General features: G+C 61.5%; 17 protein-coding genes. 11 read left to right on the top strand and 6 right to left on the bottom strand.

The features are described from left to right. Nucleotides 1–152: 152 nt before the first annotated feature. The gene (locus ACFQPG_RS00935) at nucleotides 153–980 is read right to left on the bottom strand and encodes a hypothetical protein (RefSeq protein WP_380809506.1); all 828 of its coding nucleotides are present in this window, start codon (nucleotides 978–980) and stop codon (nucleotides 153–155) included. Nucleotides 981–1,163: 183 nt separating this feature from the next. On the opposite strand from ACFQPG_RS00935, the gene ACFQPG_RS00930 reads away from it, so the two are divergent. Beyond that, nucleotides 1,164–1,859, top strand: a complete 696-nt coding sequence (locus ACFQPG_RS00930; protein WP_380809504.1) for a hypothetical protein — start codon at nucleotides 1,164–1,166, stop codon at nucleotides 1,857–1,859. Between the two features lie 54 nt (nucleotides 1,860–1,913). On the opposite strand, the gene ACFQPG_RS00925 is transcribed toward ACFQPG_RS00930, so the two are convergent. From ACFQPG_RS00925 to ACFQPG_RS00905, 5 genes are all read right to left on the bottom strand, one after another. Beyond that, nucleotides 1,914–2,519 carry a hypothetical protein gene (locus ACFQPG_RS00925; protein WP_380809503.1) on the bottom strand — a complete coding sequence of 202 codons (606 nt, stop codon included), beginning with the start codon at nucleotides 2,517–2,519 and terminating at the stop codon, nucleotides 1,914–1,916. A gap of 229 nt (nucleotides 2,520–2,748) precedes the next feature. Then, on the bottom strand, nucleotides 2,749–4,230 hold the full coding sequence (locus ACFQPG_RS00920; protein ID WP_380809501.1) for a hypothetical protein: 1,482 nt from the start codon (nucleotides 4,228–4,230) through the stop codon (nucleotides 2,749–2,751). Nucleotides 4,231–4,307: 77 nt separating this feature from the next. Beyond that, nucleotides 4,308–4,556 carry a hypothetical protein gene (locus ACFQPG_RS00915; protein WP_380809499.1) on the bottom strand — a complete coding sequence of 83 codons (249 nt, stop codon included), beginning with the start codon at nucleotides 4,554–4,556 and terminating at the stop codon, nucleotides 4,308–4,310. 3 nt (nucleotides 4,557–4,559) lie between these two features. Continuing rightward, nucleotides 4,560–5,198: a hypothetical protein gene (locus tag ACFQPG_RS00910; RefSeq protein WP_380809498.1), complete on the bottom strand. Its 639-nt coding sequence runs from the start codon at nucleotides 5,196–5,198 to the stop codon at nucleotides 4,560–4,562. Between the two features lie 180 nt (nucleotides 5,199–5,378). Next, the gene (locus tag ACFQPG_RS00905; RefSeq protein ID WP_380809496.1) at nucleotides 5,379–7,367 is read right to left on the bottom strand and encodes a MobA/MobL family protein; all 1,989 of its coding nucleotides are present in this window, start codon (nucleotides 7,365–7,367) and stop codon (nucleotides 5,379–5,381) included. Nucleotides 7,368–7,618: 251 nt separating this feature from the next. On the opposite strand from ACFQPG_RS00905, the gene hsdR reads away from it, so the two are divergent. The 10 genes from hsdR to ACFQPG_RS00855 all read left to right on the top strand — a co-directional run bounded on the left by hsdR (nucleotide 7,619) and on the right by ACFQPG_RS00855 (nucleotide 21,177). Then, nucleotides 7,619–9,991: an EcoAI/FtnUII family type I restriction enzme subunit R gene (gene hsdR, locus ACFQPG_RS00900; protein ID WP_380809494.1), complete on the top strand. Its 2,373-nt coding sequence runs from the start codon at nucleotides 7,619–7,621 to the stop codon at nucleotides 9,989–9,991. A gap of 119 nt (nucleotides 9,992–10,110) precedes the next feature. Then, entirely contained in the window at nucleotides 10,111–11,592 is a 1,482-nt protein-coding gene (locus ACFQPG_RS00895) for an N-6 DNA methylase (RefSeq protein ID WP_380809492.1), read from the top strand. Beyond that, nucleotides 11,589–12,740 carry a restriction endonuclease subunit S gene (locus tag ACFQPG_RS00890; protein ID WP_380809491.1) on the top strand — a complete coding sequence of 384 codons (1,152 nt, stop codon included), beginning with the start codon at nucleotides 11,589–11,591 and terminating at the stop codon, nucleotides 12,738–12,740. The genes ACFQPG_RS00895 and ACFQPG_RS00890 overlap by 4 nt, the downstream gene beginning before the upstream one ends. A 16-nt stretch (nucleotides 12,741–12,756) precedes the next feature. Continuing rightward, a complete protein-coding gene (locus ACFQPG_RS00885; RefSeq protein WP_380809489.1) occupies nucleotides 12,757–13,554 on the top strand; it encodes a hypothetical protein in 798 nt (265 codons plus the stop codon). A gap of 167 nt (nucleotides 13,555–13,721) precedes the next feature. Continuing rightward, entirely contained in the window at nucleotides 13,722–14,795 is a 1,074-nt protein-coding gene (locus tag ACFQPG_RS00880) for a type IV toxin-antitoxin system AbiEi family antitoxin (protein WP_380809487.1), read from the top strand. Then, nucleotides 14,792–15,661: a nucleotidyl transferase AbiEii/AbiGii toxin family protein gene (locus ACFQPG_RS00875; protein ID WP_380811661.1), complete on the top strand. Its 870-nt coding sequence runs from the start codon at nucleotides 14,792–14,794 to the stop codon at nucleotides 15,659–15,661. Before ACFQPG_RS00880 ends, ACFQPG_RS00875 begins: the two co-directional genes overlap by 4 nt. Then, nucleotides 15,658–16,533 carry a restriction endonuclease gene (locus ACFQPG_RS00870; RefSeq protein ID WP_380809486.1) on the top strand — a complete coding sequence of 292 codons (876 nt, stop codon included), beginning with the start codon at nucleotides 15,658–15,660 and terminating at the stop codon, nucleotides 16,531–16,533. The genes ACFQPG_RS00875 and ACFQPG_RS00870 overlap by 4 nt, the downstream gene beginning before the upstream one ends. Nucleotides 16,534–16,737: 204 nt before the next feature. Further along, a complete protein-coding gene (locus ACFQPG_RS00865) occupies nucleotides 16,738–17,613 on the top strand; it encodes a hypothetical protein (protein ID WP_380809484.1) in 876 nt (291 codons plus the stop codon). After that, a complete protein-coding gene (locus tag ACFQPG_RS00860; protein WP_380809483.1) occupies nucleotides 17,573–19,732 on the top strand; it encodes a type I secretion system permease/ATPase in 2,160 nt (719 codons plus the stop codon). Before ACFQPG_RS00865 ends, ACFQPG_RS00860 begins: the two co-directional genes overlap by 41 nt. A gap of 17 nt (nucleotides 19,733–19,749) precedes the next feature. Then, nucleotides 19,750–21,177 (top strand): HlyD family type I secretion periplasmic adaptor subunit, encoded by a 1,428-nt coding sequence (locus ACFQPG_RS00855; protein WP_380809481.1) that lies wholly within the window; start codon nucleotides 19,750–19,752, stop codon nucleotides 21,175–21,177. Nucleotides 21,178–23,016: the final 1,839 nt, after the last annotated feature.

Genomic DNA, 23,016 nt, shown 5'->3' with positions numbered 1-23,016 from the left:
TGGCCCGTGCGGCAGGTTCGGTAATCGGGCCTAGAGCTCGAAAGGGACCCCCGTTCAGCTGAGCCGCTAATGTCCGGAATCGACCCAAAGCAGACCTGCCCGCCGCACGTCCGCTTTCGACCGGAAACGGACACGAGATCGTGTCGGGACGTCTATCCGACACCCATGATCTGTCGCGCAGTCTGGTGCCACCATTGGGTGTCCCACAAGGCATGGATCGCAACCGCAAACGGTACGTAGAAAGCAAGAGCAATCCAGTAGGCACGGTGCACGCTTCGGTTTCGCACCACATCCCAGATGAGCATCGGCGAGATTGCCGCTAGAGTGTAAAGGTCGACGGACAACGGACTAGCGGGCATCGTGTGAGGCAGCCACGGTATCCGGTCGATGCCTGCCGGCAGTGCCATGGCCGTGGCTAAGAACATCATCCTTTTGTGAGTTCCGGAGTTGCGCCCGCGCGCCATGATTGCGATGCCGAGGAACAGCGGAAATAGTATACCAACCCTGATTTGCAGCAGCATTATGTTCTCAACCATCCGCACGATGCCCTGCAGTTTCTCGCGCATCTCCGATGGGGCGTTCTGCGCTCCCTGCCAGACCTGATGGTACATGGTCGGCACAAGGATGAAGCCCACAATCACGAGTAGCGGGGCGACGATTAGGGATGCGACCCCGAGGCGCATGTGCAGAGCGCTTCGGTCAGTCGCCATCAGCCAAGTCTGACCTAGGAGCAGCAGCATGAACGAGCCCATGAGTACTGCATGTATGTGCAGCACAGGCGGGAAAGGTGGCCTGGCTCCCGCTTCCACCATGCCGATCTTCACCAAGGAGTCCGGGATGAACCCGGCCAGCACAATGGCAATGAACCACGCGGCCATGAACACGAAGATCCATCTATCGACGGCGTGCGCCCGCGGAGATCCGGACAGAACGTCCGGCCTGCGCTCCGCTACACTCTGACTCCCGGCAAGAGTCGCCATGGCAAAGCCCCCGTTACCTAGTCTCCGGTCCAAACTGTATCACCACCGACAACTCAGGGGAACGACGTACCTCTAATGTCCCCTTCCACCCAGTGCGGTCATAAAGGGTAGAAAGCGGACATTGAAGGCGCGCTCCAGAGTCAAAAAGAGTTGGCGCGTGCGTATGATGCTTGCAACAACGTCATGATGCGACGCCTTGTTTTCCCGATCGCCTTCTCGATGCTGGCGAGCTGCGCATCTCTTCCCGATGTACCCACGCCTTCTTCCGCTCAAGCGAAAGAAAGCACTGACTGCGCGGCTTTCGGAGGCAACACGCACTGCTTCGTTGTCGCTCAAATCGAGGGCGGCGGCATTCCTTCGGTCAGCCCTGGTGCAGTGTCGCTGTTGATGCCTCTTGAAGAGGCGTCGTTTGGTGACTGCAACGCACGCAGCAGCGGCCTCGATGAGTACACGCCTTATCTCCACGCGCGGCTGTTTGTGGACGAACCCGATCCGAGTGAAACGGCGGAGAAGCGCTGGCACCGTTTGATTGACTTGGTTGCGCTTGGGCCAACCAGCTCGCTGATCCGCCCTGCACAATCTTATCGCTGGGTCCAGCTGGATTGCCTGCGATATCATCCCGATCAGACGAACGACGAAGGAGTTTGCACTGATGGGGGTGGCCCAGCAGGACAGCCCAGCCACTTGCTTACCTGTAGTCGCGTCGAGAGCGTGCCTCTCCCCCATTGCGATGACGTATTCCGGCTCGGAGATTTGCAGCTGAAGCTGAGTTACCAGCGCGAATGCGCCCGCCATCACGTGGAGCTTCGACGCATGGCCGTTGCCTACGTGTCTGCAGCGCGGCAGCGCGGCATTGCTCTTACGTCAGGTCGACAATGACGACGACGCTCGGCGGGCAGAGAATGTCCGCAATGGGTCGAAAGCGGACATAAGCTACTTAGCTAATGGACCGCCGCCTGGCGGATGCTCCAGAGGCTCCGACCGGGGCGGGTATCCGCGATGTGCTTCCATCAGCTTGGAGGCGAGCCGCAGTGCATCCGGACCGGCCCGGTGCGGGACCTGGTCGCGCTCGAGCAGGTAGACGAGCTGCCGGTACTGATCGGGGCCCAAGCCGCCCGTCAGCATTTCGAAGTCATACAGGGTGAAGCGCTGTTCTCGACTCGCTGCCTTGAAGAGCGTGTCGAGCCAATCCTGATCATACCTCGGTGCATCCGTGGCCACGATCGTTTTCGACCCAAGAAGATTGTTCAGCCAGTCGCAGACGTGTTCCACCGCATACCCCTGCTGACCGAGCGTCTCGAGCGAGATGCCGTGAACTCCGGCTGATGCCGGTGACCACAGGCCGTTGCTGAGCCATGCCTCCGTTGGCCGGATCATCGCTGACCAGGTGCGGATCGGATGCCCAGCTGGCTGGATCAGCGCGACTCCTACTTCCACGGGATAGCTTCCGAAGCCCAGCGCCGATGCTTCAAGGTCGAGCACGGCAATTCGCAGATCCGTGCGATTCAAAATGTTTTTCGTTCCGGTGAGTCCTTTCAACAGGACGTTCTTGCGTTCTGAGCCTGATCTCCCCTCGCTGCAGAAGAACAGCGCCCGTCATTGGTCCACAGCTGAATGGATGTCCGCTTCAAGGTCGCCCGCTGGCGGCTCTAAGCGACTGCTATGGGCGCATAGCTGACGCGGCTTGATCACATACGCCTAGCCCTAGGAGGATGTACTTGAGACCAGATGAAGGCCGCTGAACAGCGACCTTCATCCGATCCCGGCTTCACCGGGGTGCGCTGAAGCGAACGCGCGGGCGTCCGTCGCACGACCAACCGAACGGCGAGAGAAAGCGCCAGTTCGAGGGCTGCTCTTGGAGCTCCCACCAGCACCGATTGAAGATCTCGTGACCGCGCTGGCGCTCTGCCTTGGTCAACTCCAAAGCTGGCAGCCCGCGCTTGTGTCGAGGCCGCTTCTTCTCTGCCTTCGACCAATGCTCGCCGTCCCGAAGGAACTCGACGCGAAATACATGGAAGAGCTGCCGCATGCGAAACTTCTCCGGCGACTCATGCTTCTCCTCCAGTGGGCGGAGTATGTCTGGCAGGTGCGCGTCGAGCATCACGCGGAGATCATCGCTGGTCTCGGCCTTCCGAGCGAGCTCCGCCAAGTGGCAGGTGCGGGCGACGACGATGGCCAGGCGGTCGACACAGGAGATCCGCGCTAGCAGAGCATCGGCATCCTGGCCGGCTCTACTCTTCCCGTTGGAGCCCTTGAGATCGGCTTCATAGCATCGCACATAAGCGTCGGCGGCAGCGCTCCTTTGCTCCAGCTCCGCGACAAGGGTGGCAACCCGGCCCGCCCCGAACTTTTCGATGATTTCCTTCTCGCTCTCGCGATTGATGAGGCCGAGACCAACTTCCCGCAGCTGACGCTCGATTCCGTTGATGGTTCGCCCGTCAGCTACTTTGATGGTCTTGCTGGCGAGATTGTCCTCGTAGAGGTGCTTCATCTTGTAGGCGAATTCGCGCTGCTGCAGCTGAGCTCGGAAGAGCTGCCCGATCGTCCACGGCTTGATGCCCGACTGGTTCCACACGCCGTCCAGCGGCACGTGCTTCTGCCGCCAGCCATGGCAGGCTTCTCGCTGGCCTTCGAAGCCGCTCCAGCAGACGTACATCCGGGCAGCTACTTGGACCAGGTCCCGCGCTTCGTCACGCCCCACCTCGGCCACGTCGATGAGGTCAGGCACATCGTCGAGGTCGCCCCCGAAGAGTGCTTCGACGACTTCGGCGTGGTCCGTACCAAGGTCGAAGAGGTCTTGTGCTAGCGTTTCCGGATCGAACTCCCCGCCCGCGGCCACCTGCCCGATCATGATGTCGATCGCCTCGGTGGAGCGGTTGAATGGGTCGGCATCGGTCCGCAGCGAACCTGCATGCCACATCCAGTTGATCCGCTCGGCCATGGCAGGAGCGCTCTCCGGTACGGCAAGGAACCTCACGCGGGGACACCAGAGGTGGAAGTTCTTTACATCACAGAAGTCGGTGGATCCGAGCAGCGCGCGTCCGCTCTGCTCAGCCTCGGGGAGCCCTAGCAAGGCATTGTGAAAGTCCTGGCACAAGAGCGCTCGCGCCACGCTGACCAAGCTGGTGCCTGCCAGCAGCGGCTCGCTGGCGGCAGGTGTGGGTGCCGCAACCACCGCAGCAGCGCCGAGAATCTCGCCAGCCCAGGCATCCTGCACGGCTTCGAAGGCGTCGAGATTGTACTGAAACACTTGAATACTCCCCTGCAATACGGTTCTCGAATGAACCTATTGAGGAGTCCCAAGTCGGCTAGAAAGATGGGAGCCGATCACGGTTTGTCAAGCTTTTCGCGATGGACGGAAAATACGGTGATGAACTCTGACAGGATCACGAGCTTGCCGCTGACCTCCTCGTAATCCTGCCGTACCTGCCCAAGATCTTGTGCCCAGGATGGGCTCGAGCTGTCGGCAGTTCGCAATGCGTCGACCTGGGCACCCATGCTCGCCTGCAGCCGTTGCACCTCGGCCAGCAGGTCGAGCGCGGCCAGCGCCTGCGACAGGAAATCGTGGAGCGTCATGGGTCAGGCCTCCCAAAAGTTGGCAGGCACGGGCGGCTCCAAGAGAAAGCGCGGATTGCCGCCATGATTGGCGATGAAGTTGAACGCCTCGCCACGCGTGGCGAGCCTCGGCTTCGCAACCCCGAGCATACGGACGATTTCGCCGATCATGTAGCGCTGGGCCTTGCTGATCGACCTTTCGCGCCACCCGGGGCGGTCAAACGCGTCCGAGTTCCGGAAGTCGACGATCTCCTTGCGATAGACCACCTCCAGGCGCTTCCACTGCAGCCATACGCCCTTTGCTCGAGCCCACTCGAGGACCGACGGTTGGGAGAGCGCATAGCGAAGAGCGTCGACGAGCCTGTCGCTCACCTCGTCGAGACTGTCTGAATTCTCAAAAATCGAAGTGAAGCCTTCCCTCGGGATAGACAGGAGTCCAGTCAGGGCCAGACTGTCGACGTCGAGAGCTTCGTTCACCGCGAAGGCGAACCCGAGATAGTAGATGAGGTTGTCGCGGCTCGCTTCCTTGTCACAGCGGCGCTTGCCGTACTGATGGATCTCACGCTTGAGATCAGGGAGCGGTGTGATCGGTGCTTCCTCGTCCAATCCGAATTGCGCGAGTACTGACCTGATCCGGTGGTCCGGCTGAAAAGGGGCGAACATTCTTCCTCCCGAAGCTGTGGAGGAAGTTCAGCTAGAGCATGCCGCGCGCTCCGTTTGCGACCGGGTTGCTTGCTACTTTCGTGTCTTGCCGGGAACGAAGTGGTCGAACTGGTCATCACGACGCGCGGACCATTAAATCAAGATAGGCTATCTAGCCGGTGGTCTCGGCCACCGACACTTCTATCTGCCACCTCGGTCCTTGCCAGGGAGCTTGACCACACCCTGCCGAACAGTGTCGAACAGATCATATTCGGTACCATCGTCGACGGCCGGGCTTGAAGGCACTAAAGGAGGCAAGGCGGGGCCGGGCTCCGATGGCGTTGCTTCTACTTCCGGGACACGCTTGGTTGCGGCAGCCGCTGGGCGCCTCAGCAGCTCCAGTGCCGCGATGTGGCAGTCGACCATGGCATGCCGGACGCCATCGAGCGCCATCACGTGCTTGGGGAAGCGGCCCCGAAATTCGGGGAGGACATTCGCGTCGCGATCGAACAGCAGCACTGGCGCGCCGCGAAGCCACGTCACCGTCTCCTTTCGAATCCGCTCCTTGTCCCGTCGGACCCGTCGCACCCACTCACGTTCTGCCACCATGCGCCGGTGGGCTTCACGAAGGGCCTCATCGACGATGTCGGGCAGTGCCGTGGCTTCGAGCAGCCCCCGGTAGTCTTCGAGTTCCTCGATCGCGAGCTCGGGCTGGCCCCCGTTATCGCGCACCAACTCCCAATTTCCTCGACGTAGCTCAGCGGCAAGATTGTACGCCGGTCCGAACCAGTCGTCGCTGGCGTGGTCAGCGTAGGTGAAGGTTGTGAAGTCGAGAGCCGACAGCCCCGAGAGCTTGAGCGGATCCGGATACTTCTCACGAAGCGCCGTGAGCGCTGGAGAAATGGCAGGCTGGGGCCCGCTCGGCACGGGCGGCTGCAAAGCTTGCTGTATCTGAACTCCCAGCGAGGTCTGCCGGTCCATAACTGCGGAAACGTGCGCGGCGAGCTGGTCGATCAGCCGCTTCCGTTCGGCCTCGTCTTCCTCATGTTGCCGCTTGCGGGCGGTCTTCGCCGGGCCGTCGTGAGTCTCTCCGGTCGATGGGACTCCCCGCTTGGCCTGAGAGGTCCCACTATAGCGCAGCGCGTTTCCTTCCCGCTCTAGTGCCTGATTGAACGCGGCTGCAGCCTGCTCACGCAGCCAGTCATATCCTGCCCGAAGGTTGAGCTCCGTCGCCTTGCCCGCCTCAAAACTCCAGGCGAACGGCCCTTCAATGGCGAATGGTCGGGGCGACATGATGATATGTGCATGGAAGTTCCGGATATCTCCCTCGGGATCAGGCTTGTGCAGGCTGGCGACAAACGGGAGATGAAGGGCATCCAGCCGGAAGCAGAGATCCTCCAGCGCATTCGCCCTACCTTCCGGGCTGAGCTCATGCGGCATCGCCAGGATCAGGTGGCTGTAGACGTTGCCGTCTGCATCAGCCTTTGCCTCGAATGCCTCAAGCGCGTTCCAGAAGGCCACGATCTGGGCACAGCGGCGATCGTCCACCGAAAACGAGTCCGTTTCATACAGCGCGTTGGGTCCGTCGAATTCCAGAATGTTGCTGAAGCGGTTGACGATCCCGACTTCGAGCGCGTCTTCCCTCAGGATATATCTGGCCAGGTCAGCCGCCTCACCATGCTGGTAGGCACGGGTGCCCTGTTCCTTGCGGCCGTATCCGCGTGGGTTCTTCCGCAGAACAATGTTCTTGAAGCCGTCAGCTGCGATGCGGGAGCGAGGGGCAAGTGCGGCTTTCGTCCGCTCCGCTACTTCCGGGGATATCCTCGAATACAGGTTGCGTGGGCAGATCGCAGTTACCTTGGGTTGAGCGCTGCTCTTCCAGCTCACCCGCACACGGAGCATCGCTTCCGCCTCCTGCTGGGATCGTCGGCTGAGGTAGCCGATCCGCGCTAGCAAGCGGTCGAGCTCGCGAGCCTCTCGTTCGTCATCCCGCGTCTTCTTGGCCGCAGCAGTGGCGAGCGCTTTCGCGTCCTTCTCCTTTTGGGTGAGGGCACGATGGGGCCGCTTCCGCTTGGCAGCCTTCTTGGGTCGACAATCACTGAGCCAGGCTGTCGAGGCCTTGCTGACCGCTGACTGCACCTGCTGCGGGGTAACTGGCCGACCGCGAATGGTCATCGAGGGGCGTTTCATGCCCTTACGCTCCAACTACACAGAAGAAAGGGGGGTGGTCGAAAAGGATAAAAAGCGCCCTAACGGACAGGGCGGTTTTTGTCCTTAATTGCGCACCACCCCCTATTCAGTACTTTCTGCTTCATACTTTACTGCACGGTCGGATAGGGAAGCCGCTCGCCGCTGCCGTGATCGCTCCCACATGCGAGAGGCTGTTGGCAAAGCGAGCGGTTGCCAGGTTGTTCTTGTGGCGGCACAAGACCCACTGATTGATGGTCACTGAAGCGGATACCTGCCGGAAGCTGATCGTTCCCCGCCTGCAGACAGCAGGCTGGGACGATGAGCCCTGCGCCATCCAGGAACAGCGGACCTTCACCGACGGCCGTGTGATGTTCGTTGGAGGTCGCCCACGCCGGGGGCAGAAGAAGCGGGCTGATTATATCCTGCGCTACCGGCCTGACTATCCGATCGCGGTGATCGAGGCGAAGGCGGGCTACCGCTCCGCGCAGGATGGCGTCCAGCAGGCCCGTGACTATGCGGAGGTGCTCGGGCTTCGCTTCGCCTACGCCAGCAATGGCCATGAGATCATCGAGATCGACATGAGCGCGGGGACTGAGACCGCGCGCCCCGATTTCCCCACGCCAGAGGAGCTTTGGTCGCGGCAGTGCGAGCGGTTGGATCTGCCCCGGTTGGCGGCCGAGCGCGTCCTTGAACCAGGCTTCCCTGATGCCGACAGGCCGCTGCGCTATTATCAGGAGATTGCGGTTAACCGATCGCTGGAGGCAATCCACGGGGGTCAGCGTCGCCTTCTCCTGAACCTGTGCACGGGCGCTGGTAAGACTGCTGTCGCTTTCCAGATCTGCTGGCGTTTATGGGCTACGAGCTGGAACAAACGTGGCGATCATCGGCGGCCTAAGATCCTGTTCCTCGCCGACCGCAACATTCTGGTCGACGACCCCAAGGACAAGACCTTCACGCCGTTCGCCGACGCGCGCTGGAAGCTCGGCGCCTCTTCGATCAGTCACGGGCGAGATATCTATTTCTCGACCTACCAAGCGATCGCGGCGGACGAGCGCCGTCCCGGCCTCTATCGTGAGTTCGCGCGCGACTTCTTCGATCTGATAATCATCGACGAATGCCACCGGGGCAGCGCCCGCGCGGACAGTTCGTGGCGCGAAATCCTCGACTGGTTCGAGCCAGCCTATCAGCTCGGCATGACGGCCACGCCGCTGCGCGAGGAAAGCCGCGACACCTACGCCTATTTCAAGGACGCGCTCTACACTTACAGCCTTGCGCAGGGAATCGCCGACGGCTTTCTCGCGCCCTATCGCGTCCACCGCATCGTGACCGATCTCGACGCGGTCGGCTGGCGGCCGAGTGCCGGTGAGCTAGACCGATATGGCCGTGAAGTTCCCGACGAGGAGTACCAGACCCGCGATTTCGAGCGCATCGTCGCGCTGCGTGCCCGAACGGAGGCGATCGCCGGTCACCTGACCCACTTCCTTAAGAACACCGACCCCTATGCCAAGACGATCGTCTTCTGCGTCGATCAGGATCACGCCAGTGAGATGCGCGCCGCGCTAGTACGGCTCAATGCCGACATGGTCGCGAAACACCGCAATTACGTCGCCCGTGTCACCGCTGACGAGGGCGACATCGGCAAGGGTATGCTGAGCCGTTTCCAGGATCTGGAGGCGGAAACGCCGGTCATCCTCACTACGTCGCAGCTTCTGACGACTGGAGTCGACGCACCGACCTGCAAAAACGTTGTACTGGCCCGCGTGGTCGGCTCGATGGCCGAGTTCAAGCAGATCATCGGCCGCGGCACGCGCCTGCGTGAGGACTATGGCAAGCTGTGGTTTTCGATCCTCGATTACACCGGCACCGCGACCGAGAAGTTCGCCGATCCGGCCTTCGACGGCGAGCCGACGGCGGAAATCACAACTGAGATCGACGACACTGGCGAGATCGTCACCTCCGAGGTGGACGAGCATAGTGAGGCGGATGACGACGGCGCTGCCGACGCGGCCGCGCCAACAACGGCGGTGATACCGCCGGACGATGAAACCGATGGCCTGCCGCGCAAGTATTATGTGGATGGGGGCGAGGTGGAGGTGGTTGCCCACCTCATCTATGATCTCGACAGCGACGGCAAGCGGCTGACGTGCCGCAAGCTTACCGACTGGACCGGCGAGAAGGTGCGGACTCTCTTCGCAACTCCGGCCACGTTCCGTGCCGAGTGGGCGATGCCCGACAAGCGCAGCGCAATAATAGATGCGCTGGCCGAGCGCGGGATCGACCTGCACGCACTCGCCCTTGAAGTCGGTCGACCCGACGACGACCCGTTCGACCTACTCTGCCACCTCGCGTGGAACGCGCCGCTAACCACCCGAGCTGAGCGCGCACGCCGCCTCCGCGATGCAGGCCTGTTCGACCGCTACGGCGAGGACGCCCGGGCCATCCTTGACGCGCTACTCGACCGCTATGCTAACGGCGGTGCGGACGAGCTCGCCTTGCCGCAAGCGCTGAAGGTCCAGCCCGTGTCCGACTTCGGCAACCCCAGCGAGATCGCCCGCCACTTTGGCGGTCCGCAGCCGATGCGCGAGGCCGTCGCCGAACTCACCGCCGCCCTCTACGCGGCCTGACCCGACCCTGAAGGAACAATATGGCGCGCCAGCCCCGGAAATCACATGCGTCTAAGGCCGTTGACCCCCAGACCACAGCCCAGCGTCTCGACTCGATTGTGAAATCCGCTCGCAAGATTATGCGCAAGGATAAGGGGCTGAACGGCGATCTCGACCGGCTGCCCATGCTCACGTGGATCATGTTTCTCAAGTTCCTCGACGACCTTGAGCGGGTGCACGAGGACGAGGCCGAGCTGGCAGGCGAGCCGTTCCATGCCGCGATCGAAGCCCCGTATCGCTGGCGAGACTGGGCTGCCGATAAGGCGGGGATCACCGGCCCGGATCTCCTGTCCTTCATCAACGCCGAAGAGCCTATCCGGCCAGATGGTACCAAAGGCCCCGGCCTGTTCGCCTATCTGCGTGCCTTGCGCGGCAGGAACGGTGGGCGAGACCGGCGGGATGTGATCGCCACCGTCTTCCGGGGCGTTCAGAACCGCATGATCGACGGCTACATTCTGCGTGAGGTCATCAACCTCATCGATCGCATTCATTTTGACAGCTCGAACGAGTTGCACACGCTCGGACGGCTTTATGAGACACTGCTGCGGGAGATGCGGGACGCCGCAGGCGACAGCGGCGAGTTCTACACGCCGCGCCCAGTCGTTCGCTTCATGGTGGAACGGATCAACCCACAGATTGGCGAGAAGGTGCTAGATCCCGCCTGCGGCACCGGCGGCTTCCTCACCGAATCCTATGCGCACATGGCCCGGCAGGCCGACAGCGTGGAGAAGCAGCGCCAGCTTCAGACCGGAGCCCTGATCGGCGTCGAGGCCAAGCCGCTGCCCTATCTGTTGGTGCAGATGAACCTGCTGCTCCACGGGATGGAGGCGCCTGACATCGACCCGGGAAACGCCCTGCGCCACCGCCTCGCTGATATCGGCGAGCGCGAGCGGGTGGAAGTGATCCTGTCCAATCCGCCTTTCGGCGGCGAGGAAGAAGCCGGCATCCTCTCCAACTTCCCCAACGATCGTCGCACGGCGGAAACGGCGCTGCTATTCCTGCAGCTCATCATGCGCAAACTGAAGCGGCAGGGTAAAGGCCGCGCCGCCGTGGTCGTGCCGCATGGTGTGCTGTTCGGGGATGGCGTCGCCGCGCGGATCAAGGCCGACCTGCTGGAGCGGTTCAACCTTCACACGATCGTCCGCCTGCCCGAGGGCGTGTTCGCACCTTATACCGACATCGCCTCGAACCTGCTGTTCTTCGACACTACCGGCCCGACCGGTGACATCCACTATTGGGAGCAGCCGGTTCCGGAGGGGCGGCGCAAGTACAGCAAGACCGCGCCACTCCAGTCCGCCGACCTTGCGGACTTGGCCGCATGGTGGGACGTGCGCGGGGAGGACGCCCGCGCCTGGGTAGTGAACGGCCTCGCGCTGATCGAGCGCGATGGGGACGGCGTGGTCCGCGCGGTCAACCTCGACCAGAAGAACCCCAACGCCAAGGCCGCCGAGGAGCACCGCGCCCCGGCCGAGATCGTCGCCGCTGCGCTGGCGAAGGAGCGCGAGGTGCTGGCGATCCTTGAGGATCTGCACGCGCTTGTGGCGGAGCGAGACGCTGCATGAACTGGCAAACGGTGAGACTGGGCGAGGTGTTGCGACCTTCGACCGACCGGATCGCGCTTTTACCGGACACCAGCTACAAGCAGGTCACGGCGAAGCTTTGGGGCAAGGGCCTGACGCTGCGCGGCGAAGTGGCGGGAGCGGAGATCGCAGCTTCGCACCAAAACCGGGTCCGAGAAGGCCAATTTGTCATCTCGAAGATCGATGCGCGACACGGTGCCTTTGGCGTCGTGCCACCGGATTTGGACGGCGCGGTTGTATCAAACGACTTTCCGGTCTTCGACGTGCAACCCGACCGAGCGCTCACCCATTATGTCGCGTGGGTAAGTCGGACGGATTGGTTCGTCGCCCTCTGCAAGCAGGCGAGCGAAGGCAGCACCAATCGAGTTCGCCTCAAGGAAACGCGTTTTCTTGCCCAAAAGATTCCGCTCCCGCCGCTCCCGGACCAACGGCGGATCGTGGCGCGACTGGATGCCGTAGCGGCGGCGATTGGGGCACGAAGGGAGCGCGCGGCGGCGGCGGAGGCGGAGATCACCGCGGCGCTCGCCGCTGGTTTCGCCCGCATCACCGCCCGGGCGCCGCGCGCGCCGATGGGCGACGTTGCACCCCTCGTACGCCGCCCGGTGACGATCGACCCTGATGCTACCTATCCCGAGCTCGGCGCCCGTTCATTTGGCCGCGGTCTGTTCGCCAAGCCCGACGTGATCGGCGCCGAGGTAACGTGGCAGTCCCTCTACCGTATTGAGGCGGGCGATCTGATTTTCAGCAACATCAAGGCATGGGAAGGCGCCTTCGCCGTTGCGGGCGCGGAACACGCCGGCAAGCACGGCTCTCACCGCTACCTGACGTGCGTGCCCGACCCCTACCGCGCCACGGCCGGATACCTATGGTATTATCTCCAGTCCGAAGACGGGATGCGCCGCATCAACGAGGCATCTCCAGGCAGCGCCGATCGCAACCGAACGCTTGCCACAAAGCGGCTGGCTGCGATCGAGGTGCCCGTCCCGCCGCTCGATGCGCAACGCTGGTTCGACACGTTGCTTGCGAAGGCGCAGGCGGCCCGCAAGGCACAGGCGGATGCGGCGGCCGAACTCGCCGCGCTGCTCCCTGCCATGCTGAACGAGACTTTCGGCACCGACGCGTGCGCATGAACCAGGGGGCACGACCATGGTCAAGCTGAACCGCAGGCAGATCGAGGACGCCACCCGCGCCGTACTCGAACGTCACCCGGGTGGAGTGCGCTGGGCCGAGGTGTTGAAGGCGGTCGCCGCCGACCATCCTGAGACGCCGCTCAACTCGATCCGGGGCGCGACGCACCATCTGTTCCAGCGCGGCGACGGGATCGTGAAGATCGCGCGCGGCACGTATCAGCTCGCCCGCTTCGCCGACACCGATGCCGCCGTGGGGGACGGGGCCGCTGCGCCCGTGCTGGACGCCACCGATGATGCAGGCGACGTCGCGGCGCGAACCATGGACGCGCTGACTGAGCAGGATTTCTACGCCAGCTTCGCCGAATGGCTGGAGGAGAATGACGAGGTCACCGTCGCCGGCGCGCTCGGCGGGAGCAGCCTAGGTGGCAAATGGGGCACCCCCGACGTCATCGGCGTGCTGCGCCCCCGAGCACAGGACATCTTCAAATTCGAGCCCCAGATCGTCGCCGCCGAGATCAAGGCCACGCCGGGCCAACCTGTTGTCGCCTTCGGCCAGGCGGTCGCCTATCGGCTATTCAGCCATAAAAGCTACATCGTCGTGCCCCGCACCACAACCAGCGATGACATGAACCGTCTGACCTCGCTGTGCAGCATCCACGGGGTTGGCTTGGTCGTCTTCAACCTCGATGTCGAACTGCCTGACTATACAGTGGTGGTCCTGCCGGCAGTTGCCAGCCCAGACATGTTCTACGTCAACACAATGCTGGATCGACTCAAGGCGAGCGAGCCGAGGTTGCTGAACCGCTTGTTCTAGCTTCAGAGGCGTTGAGCAGCGTGCGGAGCCTCACAAAAAAGCCGCGAGGGAATCAGAGGGAACGTTCAGCGTTCACTGCGGAGACCGTTTCAGCGGATCGATGAATTAGCCTATTTTCTGAATCAGCCGACTTGCGTTGTTCACTAGGATGGCATATTCAACGTTTGGTGAAACAGCTAAAATCATTGAACGTTGAGCGGAAAGCTACTGAGGAAATCAAAGCCTTCCTTGCCGGTCTACCTAATCTGACGAACGCTCATGTCGTATCACACGGCATTGCAGGGGAGCCTGACGACGGCATCGATATCGTCGTTGACAGCCGCTTCGCGGGCAAGCCGCTGCGTCTGATTATCGAAGTGAAGAACAACGGGCAGCCCCGCACTGTGCGCAATGCCGCCGCACAACTCCATCGTTACATGCGCAATCACGTCACGCATGCAGTCCCCGTGGTCGTGGCACCCTACCTCTCACGACAAGCACGCGATGTCTGTCGCGAGGAGGGCGTCGGCTATCTCGATTTCATGGGCAACGCGTTCATTGCTTCCGACTCGATCTACATCGAGCGTGAACTCCCCGGTCAGCCAGAACCTGAACGCAGAGCGCTACGCTCGCTTTACAAGCCGAAATCCGCGCGCGTGTTGCGTCGACTGCTACGGGAACCCGGTCGAGGCTGGCGTACCGCCGAACTTGCTCATGCCGCCGGCGTGAGCATCGGACTTGTAAGCAATGTCGGTGCTGCGCTGCGCGAGCGAACGTGGGCGGAGCAAACGAACGAGGGACTGTCCCTCACCGACCCGAATGCCTTGCTGGACAGCTGGTCCGAAAACTACGAGCCGCCGCGCGGCGAGGAATTCCGCCTATACACCAGCTTGCATGGTCCTGCCCTGACCGAACGCCTGCGCAAGCTTGCAATGGAAGATGGTCGGGTAGCCCTCGCCTCGTTCTCGGCCGCCCAATGGCTAGCGCCCTTCGTCCGCCATCCTAACACCTACTTCTATGCCGATGAGGCCGGACTCGACGCACTCGGAAAGTCGCTCGAGGCCAAGCTCTCGCCCAAAGGCGCTAACGTCATTGTCGTCATTCCCGAAGAGCACGGCGTCCTGGATGACGCAACTTGCGTTGCCGAAGATATCGTGGTGACCAGCCCGGTTCAAACCTACCTCGACCTCGTCCATAGTGGCGACCGCGGCGAGGAAGGGGCAGCCGAACTGCGACGCCGCCTGTTGGATTGGCCGGCATGAGGGACGAGCTTCAGTCGGCTACGCAGTATGACGACCGCACGAGCAATGCAGTACGATCTGTTCTCGTCGAGATCGGCCAGACGCTGGGCAGCTTTCGTGGCAAGTTCGCGGTCATCGGCGGTGCTGTCCCGTGGCTGCTCTTAGAAGATAGCGAGATGAAGCATGTCGGCACGGCTGACGTTGATCTCAGCCTCAACGCGGAAGCACTGGCCGAGGACGCCGAATATGTCGGGCTCGTCGAATCCCTACACCAGCAGGGCTATGCGCCGGCCGAGGACATAAAGAATTTTCAGATGCTGCGCACCATCGACCCTGGTGACGGCGGTGCGCCCATCACTATCGTCGTGGACTTCCTCCGCCCTTACGACGCTGTGATCGAGAAGAATCGACCTCCACTCACGACAGACTTCGCGACACAGCGCGCATTCGGTGCTGATCTAGCGACCCGCTTCTACGAGATGGTTGCAGTGGAAGGCGCCATGCCAAACGGCGGCGTCAATCGCGTCATGATCGCGGTCGCCTCCATTCCGGCTCTGCTGGCTATGAAGGGGCATGCGCTTGACGGTCGCGACAAGCCTAAGGACGCTTACGATATTTATTTCTCCATCCGAAACTTCCCGGGGGGCATCGATGCCTTGGCAGCGGCGTGCCAGCAATTGCTTGGCGAGCCGAGCGCGGTGGACGGCTACACCAAAATTGCGTCCAAGTTTCGCGGCTTCGAGGACTTCGGGCCCACTTGTGTCCGGCGGTTCGTTGAGGGATCAGACATCCTCGAGGGCCGCTCGCCGGACGAGTGGCAGCAAGACGCGCTAGGACAGGTGCAGGCTTGGCTAACGGCGATCGGGATGGGTGAGGCTTTTGCATGAGCAGCATTAGCCGGGCTGACCTTCGCCTGATCGATGAGCTGGTCGAGTTTATCCGAGGTCGTGGCTACGTGCTCGGATTCTCGGACATCACCTTTTCCGAGTTCTTCGCTGATGAGCTAAACGTGGACATCGACGACCCCGTATACGCCGCGAACGGTGGATCGAAGGGGAAGCGTCTGCGCACCTTCCTGGCGATGGTTGACGATGAAACCGCCACACGAACGCTAAATGCCCTGTGGGCTCACCGCGCCGAGTTCCTCGCCAGCACCGGCAACGCCGACCCGGTTCACAACGCTGAGGGTCGTTATCTTACCTTGTTACGGAAATTGAGCGGCGGTCCTAACGCGGGGACAGGCGAGCCAGGCCGGCCGGTGCATGACCGCCAAAAGATTGAAGCATTCCGAAACGAGCTTTACCAACTGCGCGATTTCGAACCCCAGCGGCGTGGTTATGCGTTCGAAAGCTTCCTCCAGCGGCTGTTCGACGACGCGGGGCTCGCGCCACGGCAGCCCTTCCGGAATGTTGGCGAGCAAATCGATGGTAGCTTCGTTCTCGACAGTGAAGTCTATCTGCTAGAGGCAAAGTGGACGCGCTCGGAGATCGGCGCAGCCGACCTTCATGCTTTTCACGGCAAGCTCGACAAGGCGGCTTGGACCCGGGGCGTATTCATCAGCTACGGGGGCTTCACGGCTGATGGTCTGAAGGCGTTCGGCACGGCGCGGCGCATGTTCTGCGTCGAAGGACGGGACATTTACGAGGGGCTGGAACGCCAGATCCCCTTGATTGACATTCTTCGAGCCAAAATCCGGCAGGCAGCTGAGACCGGCGACCCGTTTGTGCCGTTGGAAAGGCTCTTTCCTTTAGCTGCATGATGCCCTGCAGTGCGAGCATGGAAGAGGCTCACGCTAAGTTTCTAGTCTCTCAAGTTTTCCAATGCGCCGCCGTGAGGCTTACCAATCCTTAGCGACGCCACCACTGCGGACCGACGGTGTATAGCCCGCTATTTGGCGGAAGTCTGGCCAGCAGCGGCGACTTTCGCGTGACGAGAGGCCAGCGGCCGATGTTTTGCTACAGCCTTGAACTCGCTGCTCGGCGCCCCGCTGGAGCCGCTCCCATCGGGAGTGCAGCGCCGCCCGCCCTTGCACGATCTCGAAGGTCGCGAGCCGAGCAAGATCTTCAGGATGCTATACCAGCCGTCGCACCAGAATGTCGCCTGGCTACTCAATCAGCTCTATCTTGCGCTGCCGCGGCCCGACCGGAACTGGGCGGCCGACTGCCAGACCGAGAACTTCCACACTCGGTTGTGGGAGGCGCAGCTCCTGGCGAGCTTTCGCGAACAGGGCATCCTGGTGACCCAACCGTTCGAATCGCCCGATTTCCTGATCGAGAACCGCAAGGGCGGCGCAGCGTGGGTCGAGGCCGTGACCGCCAATCCGTCGGTCCGCTTCGAGCCGGTAGGGGCTCGCCCGACGCGCCAGCCCGCCGAACCCGCCGAGCTGTTCTTCGGCCCAGCGGCGCTGCGCTTCGCCAAGACGATCGGCAACAAGCTCCAGCGCAAATATGCCGACCTTGACCATGTGCAGGGCATGCCGTTCGCGGTCGGGCTTGCAGATTTCCACGCGCCCGCGTCGATGATGTGGAGCCGCGAGGCGCTGATGGGATACCTGTACGGGATAAGCGCCGAGACGATCGAAATCGATGGCGAGCGCATCGCGGTAGGCGGCGAAGCGAGCCGGCTGCTCGGCGCGTCAGCCTTTCCGGCCGGGTTGTTCCGCAACGACGCCCATAGCGAGCTGTCGGCGATCATCTTCACCAATGCATGCACGCTCAGCAAGTTCAATCGGCTCGCCATCACCGCCCGCGCATACCACGCGACGAGACCTGCGAAGTCAGTGATAGCCAAGGGGCGTCTTGTTCCTTATCCGTGGCGATGTGGCACGCGTGATCAATGAAGAAGGCGGTGCGATCCCGGAAACGAGCGGGCTCGCGGCTCTGGTTCTACTCCTAAAATATCATCGGAAACCTGGCGATGTCGGGCAGCTTCGTCATGAATTAGGACACGGTGGTGCCCCCACGACGCAGGACCTTGTCCGATTGGCTAAGCGGCAGGGAACTCGGGCACGTGCTGTTCCCGTTAAATGGGAAGCGCTTCCGGAACTGCCGCTGCCTGGCATCGTCGAAGGTGAGAATGGTCATGCGCTTTTGGGCGCAGCCGATGGCGACCAAGCGCTCGTGCAGAACTCGCTGACGGGCGAGCTGCGCCGCCTTGACCAAGAGACATTCGAAGCGGAGTTCTCCGGTCGTATCGTGCTCATGACCACGCGCGAAAGCGTGGCTGGCCCTGCGCGCAAGTTCGACGTCAGCTGGTTCATTCCTGCGCTGGTCCGCTATCGCGGCCTGCTGGGAGAAGTCTTCGCGGCCTCCCTTTTCATCCAGATCCTTGGCCTCCTTTCGCCGCTGTTCTTTCAGGTGGTGATCGACAAGGTGCTGGTCCACCGCTCGCTAACGACGCTTGAGGTGCTGGCGGTTGGCCTCACCGCGATCTTCATCTTTGAAACGCTGATGTCTGGTTTGCGGCAGTATCTTTTTGCCCACACCACGAGCCGAGTGGACGTCGAGCTGGGAGCGCGACTGTTCCGGCACCTGCAGTCGCTGCCAATGAGCTACTTCGCCAGCAGACGGGTCGGAGACACCGTGGCGCGCGCTCGCGAGTTGGAGACCATTCGGGATTTCCTAACGTCCAATTCCGTGACCGTGGTGCTCGATCTTCTCTTCACGGTGGTGTTCCTCGCCGTCATGTATCTCTACTCGCCCGCTCTGCTGCTCATCGTCCTCATCAGCATCCCGCTCTACATCCTCATCTCCCTCTCCGTGCTGCCGGGCCTTCGACGCCGGATCGACGAGAAGTTCAAGCGGCATGCGGAGAACCAATCGTTCTTGGTTGAGAGCGTGACCGCTATCGAGACGCTAAAGGCGATGGCGGTTGAACCGCAGATGCAAAACCGCTGGGAGCGGCAGCTTGCCGGCTACGTGGGCTCGGGCTTCTCCGCCGCGATGCTGGCGAACTGGGGCAGCCAAGCGATCCAACTCGTCTCGAAGCTAACCACGGTCGCTATCCTATATTTCGGCGCCAAGCTCGTAATCGAAGGCAAGCTCACCGTCGGCATGTTAGTCGCATTCAATATGCTGGCCGGTCGGGTTTCCCAGCCGGTGCTGCGGCTGGCTCAGCTTGCCCAGGATTTCCAGCAAGCTCGGCTTGCCGTCGATCGCCTTGGCGACATCCTCAATTCGCCCTCCGAGCCGACATCCGCTTCGCGATCGGCGCTGCCGGAGATCAAGGGGTCAATCCGCTTCGATCAGGTTCGATTCCGCTACCGGCTCGACGGGCCGGAGGTGTTGCGCGGCGTCAGCCTGGAGATCGCGCCCGGCGAAATGCTGGGCATCGTTGGCCCTTCAGGCTCCGGGAAATCAACCCTGACCAAGTTGGTCCAGCGGCTTCATGTCCCCGAGGGCGGGCGCGTTCTCGTCGATGGGGTAGACTTATCCTTGGTCGACCCTGCCTGGCTTCGCCGGCAGGTGGGCGTTGTGCTGCAGGAGAATATCCTATTCAACCGCACAGTTCGGGAGAATATCGCGCTCGCCGACCCGACGCTGACGATGGAGCGGGTGATTGCTGCAGCGGAACTCGCTGGCGCCCATGAATTCATCCTCAGCCTGCCGGAAGGCTACGACACCCGCATCGACGAACGTGGCGCCAACCTCTCGGGCGGACAGCGCCAGCGGATCGCCATCGCCCGTGCGCTGATCGGCAATCCGCGCATTCTCATCCTTGATGAGGCGACGTCTGCGCTGGACGCCGAGAGCGAGGAAATCGTGCAGGCTAACCTTCGACGCATTGCTGAGGGCCGCACGGTAATCATCATTGCCCACCGGCTTTCCGCCGTGAGGCAGTGCCACCGCATTGTCACGGTCGAGGACGGTCAGATCACCGAGGAAGGCACGCATGAGAGCCTCTTGGCGACAGGTGGCCGCTATGCTCAATTGCACGCCAAGCAAATGGGAACCGGTTGATTCAAAGGAGTTAGTCGTTGTCGGAAGCAGTTGCGCAAGGTTCAGGTCTCTTTGCCGGCGTGGGGCGGCACTGGGCGGTGCTGCGCGACAGTTGGGCACTGGAGTCCGAGCGAAGGAAGACACGGCAGCGCTGGCGGGAAACCGACTTTCTGCCAGCGGCGCTCGAGGTCGTCGAGCGCCCGCCGAACCCGCTTGGCCGCTTGGTGCTCTGGACACTGCTCGGCTTCGTAGCCCTTGCAATCGGCTGGTCGATTCTTGCAGGCGTCGACGTTGTCGCGGTCGCGCCGGGCAAGGTCGTCGCTGTCGGACGCAACAAGCTGGTTCAGGCGGCAGAAGGCGGAGTAGTCCGGGCCATTCACGTGCAGGAGGGGCAGCAGGTCCGGAAAGGTCAGCCGCTTGTCACGCTCGATCCGACGGCCAGCGGTGCGGACCTCGCCCAAGCGGCGGCGCAACTCCAGACGGCAGAAATCGATGCGGCTCGATCGCGAGCTCTCCTGTCGGCCCTTCGCGGCGGCTCTGCCAACTTCGTGGCTCCTCGGGGAACGCCGCCGGAGATTGTTGTTACTCAGCGTCAGCTGATCCAGTCGCGCCTGAGCGAGCTCGGCGCCAAGGTTGGCGCTCTTCAGGAAGAAGCGGCCGAAGCAAGCGCCAGCAGCCGCGGTGCGCTGGCGGAGTCAGCGCGACTCAACGATACTCTCCCGTTTCTTCGGGAGCGCGTGGAACGTCGGCGCGAACTTGCCGGCAAAGGATATAGCTCGCGTCTGACCCAGTTGGAGCTGGAGCAGCAATTGGTTGATCACCAGCGCCAGATCGACGTGCAGCAGCAGAATGCCGCTCGTGCGAGAGCGACACAGGCTGCAGTCGGTCAGCAGATCGCGATGTCCCGTGCGGAGGCAATGCGCGAGATTCTGGCTGATCTTACCAAGGCCGAGGCCGACATGCGCCTTGCCCGCGAGGAACTGACAAAGGCGGACCAGCGGTCGAGCTTCCAGATCATCCGCGCGTCTGTGGACGGCACGGTGCAGCAGCTCGCTGTGTTCGCTGAAGGTGCGGTGCTGAAACCCGCCGATCCGATCCTGGTCGTTGTACCCGCCAACGCCGAGCTCGTGGTTGAGGCGCAAGTCCTAAACAAGGATATCGGTTTCGTCCGCCCGGGACAGCCGGTGACAGTGAAGCTCGAAGCATTTCCTTTCACCCGCTTTGGCGCGCTGGAAGGAAAGCTTATACAAGTCAGCCGCGATGCCGTGCAGGATGAGCAACTCGGTCCTGTCTACACGGCGCGGGTGGCTGTCGACCCTCCAACTGGAGAGGCCCGTGCGGAAGGCGTGACCGTTTCGCCAGGGCTAGTGGCCACGGCAGAGATTAGGACAAATGAGCGGCGGGTCATCGATTATCTCTTAAGCCCGCTTGAGCGGCGCGTCAGCGAGGCAGGCCGCGAACGCTAGGCGCTCCAAGTCGATGTGCGCCTCAAGTAAAAATAGCAAGAAAACTGACCTTGACTCTGCCTATAGGCGAGTCGATCGTGCCCTGATAAGATGACCTGCATCGTGTAACGTTGGGGGCTGGGGTGAACCGCGTATCTGGTGAGCCGACTTCGCTATGTTTGCGCTATCGCGATTCGGTAAGGGCGTGCAACTTATTGTGGCGCGGGTTGCTTCGGATATTCGCGCTCAGCGCGCCTCTGGTCGCTTGTACGGGCGCATCTTCTCCAACCAACGAATTCGACTGGATGCAAGATAGTTCTGGCAACTTTGCCAGGGGGTCGTTCAATCACGCCTTGTGGATTTGTGATCGAGCCCAGACGATGCGTGACCTTACTGGCGTGGGACTTACACGGCTTTTCGGTGAAGGTCAGTTCGGACGCCTCCTCGGCGGGGCCGCCGGCAAGGAAAAGTGCGACGTAGAAATCTACTCAAGTTCCAAGTATCCAAATAGATATCTCACGACATTCTACGCCGACAATGGTTGCAAGTTGCGCGGCAAAATGACGGATGGGGCTATCTCTGAATTCAAGATTTACGCACTCGGTTCGGACCGGCGTACGCAGCTCGCATGTGTGTACCGTGGCCTGTACGTTCTACAGGGCTGGGCGTTGGCGCTGAAGAGTTCCAAAGAGGAGTTGACGCGCCCTGTCCAGGCAACACCATTTTTCGTGAATCGTAGCGGTTTGCCTGACTTCGTACCTTACGCTCTCTACGTCAGAACGCGTGGATGCTATTTGTCCAAGGTGCCTGTTGGCACCCGGATCCAAGCGGTCGAGCAGGTTTGCAGGAGTCGTTGAGATGTCCGCGTCACAGCATCACCTTCACTTGCTCGGTGCATTGAAAAAGCCTGCGGAGCAGGGATTGGTGAATTCGTGCCTTCGTTAATGAATAACCGTCTTTGGCTCGCGGGCAGCTGTGCCGCGCTGCCTGCTCTATTATCTGCCTGCGCTAGATCTGAGCAGAGGGATCATGCCACCTTCGAGCTGCAAGGGTGCAGTGTAGAAGCGTTGAAGGTAGAGACGAATACGGCTACCGACGAAGTCATCAAGGAAGTTTCCAACGCATCATTCTTCAAAGTCACCCGTTCGTGTGACCGTGGTCGGGTTGATGAGTATAGGCTCGCGTTGGTCCATGTCACAGAGTCGGAGATGGTATCTGCAGGGCGTCTGTATAGCCAATGTTACTCCTCCGACGTGAGCCCGAATGTGATTGGCTTATCACCAAGGACAATGATTGCAGGGCTAGCATCGACTGACTGCCCGCTTCCTCGGGGTATCTGGGTCTCTGATCTTCGTGCGCTTGTCAGTTCGGTGAACTTTCGTCTTGAACCTAAAGTTGCAGCGTACGCTCCCTATCGTGACTTGTCTCAGGAAGCAGAGGGCACGATATCAGCTTCGTACAGTAACAAAGCGCGTTCTAGCTTTGCTTTAGGTGTCGCGACTAGGCGCACCAATAATAACGGATCTACGTTGGTGTGTATTTTCACACCGACGCGTTTGAAAGATTTCAACTCTGACTATCGGCCCCAGTCTTCCATACAGGATGGCGTATTCGATTGCCTCCGCGATAAATATGAAGGAGTATAGATATGCCGGAGCTTCCTTCGTGGCGGGGATATATCGATATCCGAGGAGCCTTTAGCGCGACTCAACGCACACGCATCGAATATTTCTTTGAGCGCATGAACGCTACTCAGGCCGGACGTCTGATACTTTCAGAGATAAACCGGAGGACGGGACCTTGGCCCGTCGTCAGTAATGTTTTTCCTTCAGCGCGAAGCGGTACGCTGACGATTGTCGG

This window comes from Sphingomonas sp. GCM10030256, assembly GCF_042666415.1.
Taxonomy (GTDB): Bacteria; Pseudomonadota; Alphaproteobacteria; order Sphingomonadales; family Sphingomonadaceae; genus Sphingomicrobium.
This window is presented reverse-complemented; position numbering and strand designations above follow the sequence as displayed.

Bases quoted from the DNA above. Each gene is read 5' to 3' on its own strand.
- ACFQPG_RS00935 (WP_380809506.1), bottom strand. From the start codon at position 980: ATGGCGACTCTTGCCGGGAGTCAGAGTGTAGCGGAGCGCAGGCCGGAC.
- ACFQPG_RS00930 (WP_380809504.1), top strand. From the start codon at position 1,164: ATGATGCGACGCCTTGTTTTCCCGATCGCCTTCTCGATGCTGGCGAGC.
- ACFQPG_RS00915 (WP_380809499.1), bottom strand. From the start codon at position 4,556: ATGACGCTCCACGATTTCCTGTCGCAGGCGCTGGCCGCGCTCGACCTG.
- ACFQPG_RS00910 (WP_380809498.1), bottom strand. From the start codon at position 5,198: ATGTTCGCCCCTTTTCAGCCGGACCACCGGATCAGGTCAGTACTCGCG.
- ACFQPG_RS00905 (WP_380809496.1), bottom strand. From the start codon at position 7,367: ATGAAACGCCCCTCGATGACCATTCGCGGTCGGCCAGTTACCCCGCAG.
- hsdR (WP_380809494.1), top strand. From the start codon at position 7,619: ATGGTCACTGAAGCGGATACCTGCCGGAAGCTGATCGTTCCCCGCCTG.
- ACFQPG_RS00895 (WP_380809492.1), top strand. From the start codon at position 10,111: ATGCGCAAGGATAAGGGGCTGAACGGCGATCTCGACCGGCTGCCCATG.
- ACFQPG_RS00890 (WP_380809491.1), top strand. From the start codon at position 11,589: ATGAACTGGCAAACGGTGAGACTGGGCGAGGTGTTGCGACCTTCGACC.
- ACFQPG_RS00885 (WP_380809489.1), top strand. From the start codon at position 12,757: ATGGTCAAGCTGAACCGCAGGCAGATCGAGGACGCCACCCGCGCCGTA.
- ACFQPG_RS00875 (WP_380811661.1), top strand. From the start codon at position 14,792: ATGAGGGACGAGCTTCAGTCGGCTACGCAGTATGACGACCGCACGAGC.
- ACFQPG_RS00870 (WP_380809486.1), top strand. From the start codon at position 15,658: ATGAGCAGCATTAGCCGGGCTGACCTTCGCCTGATCGATGAGCTGGTC.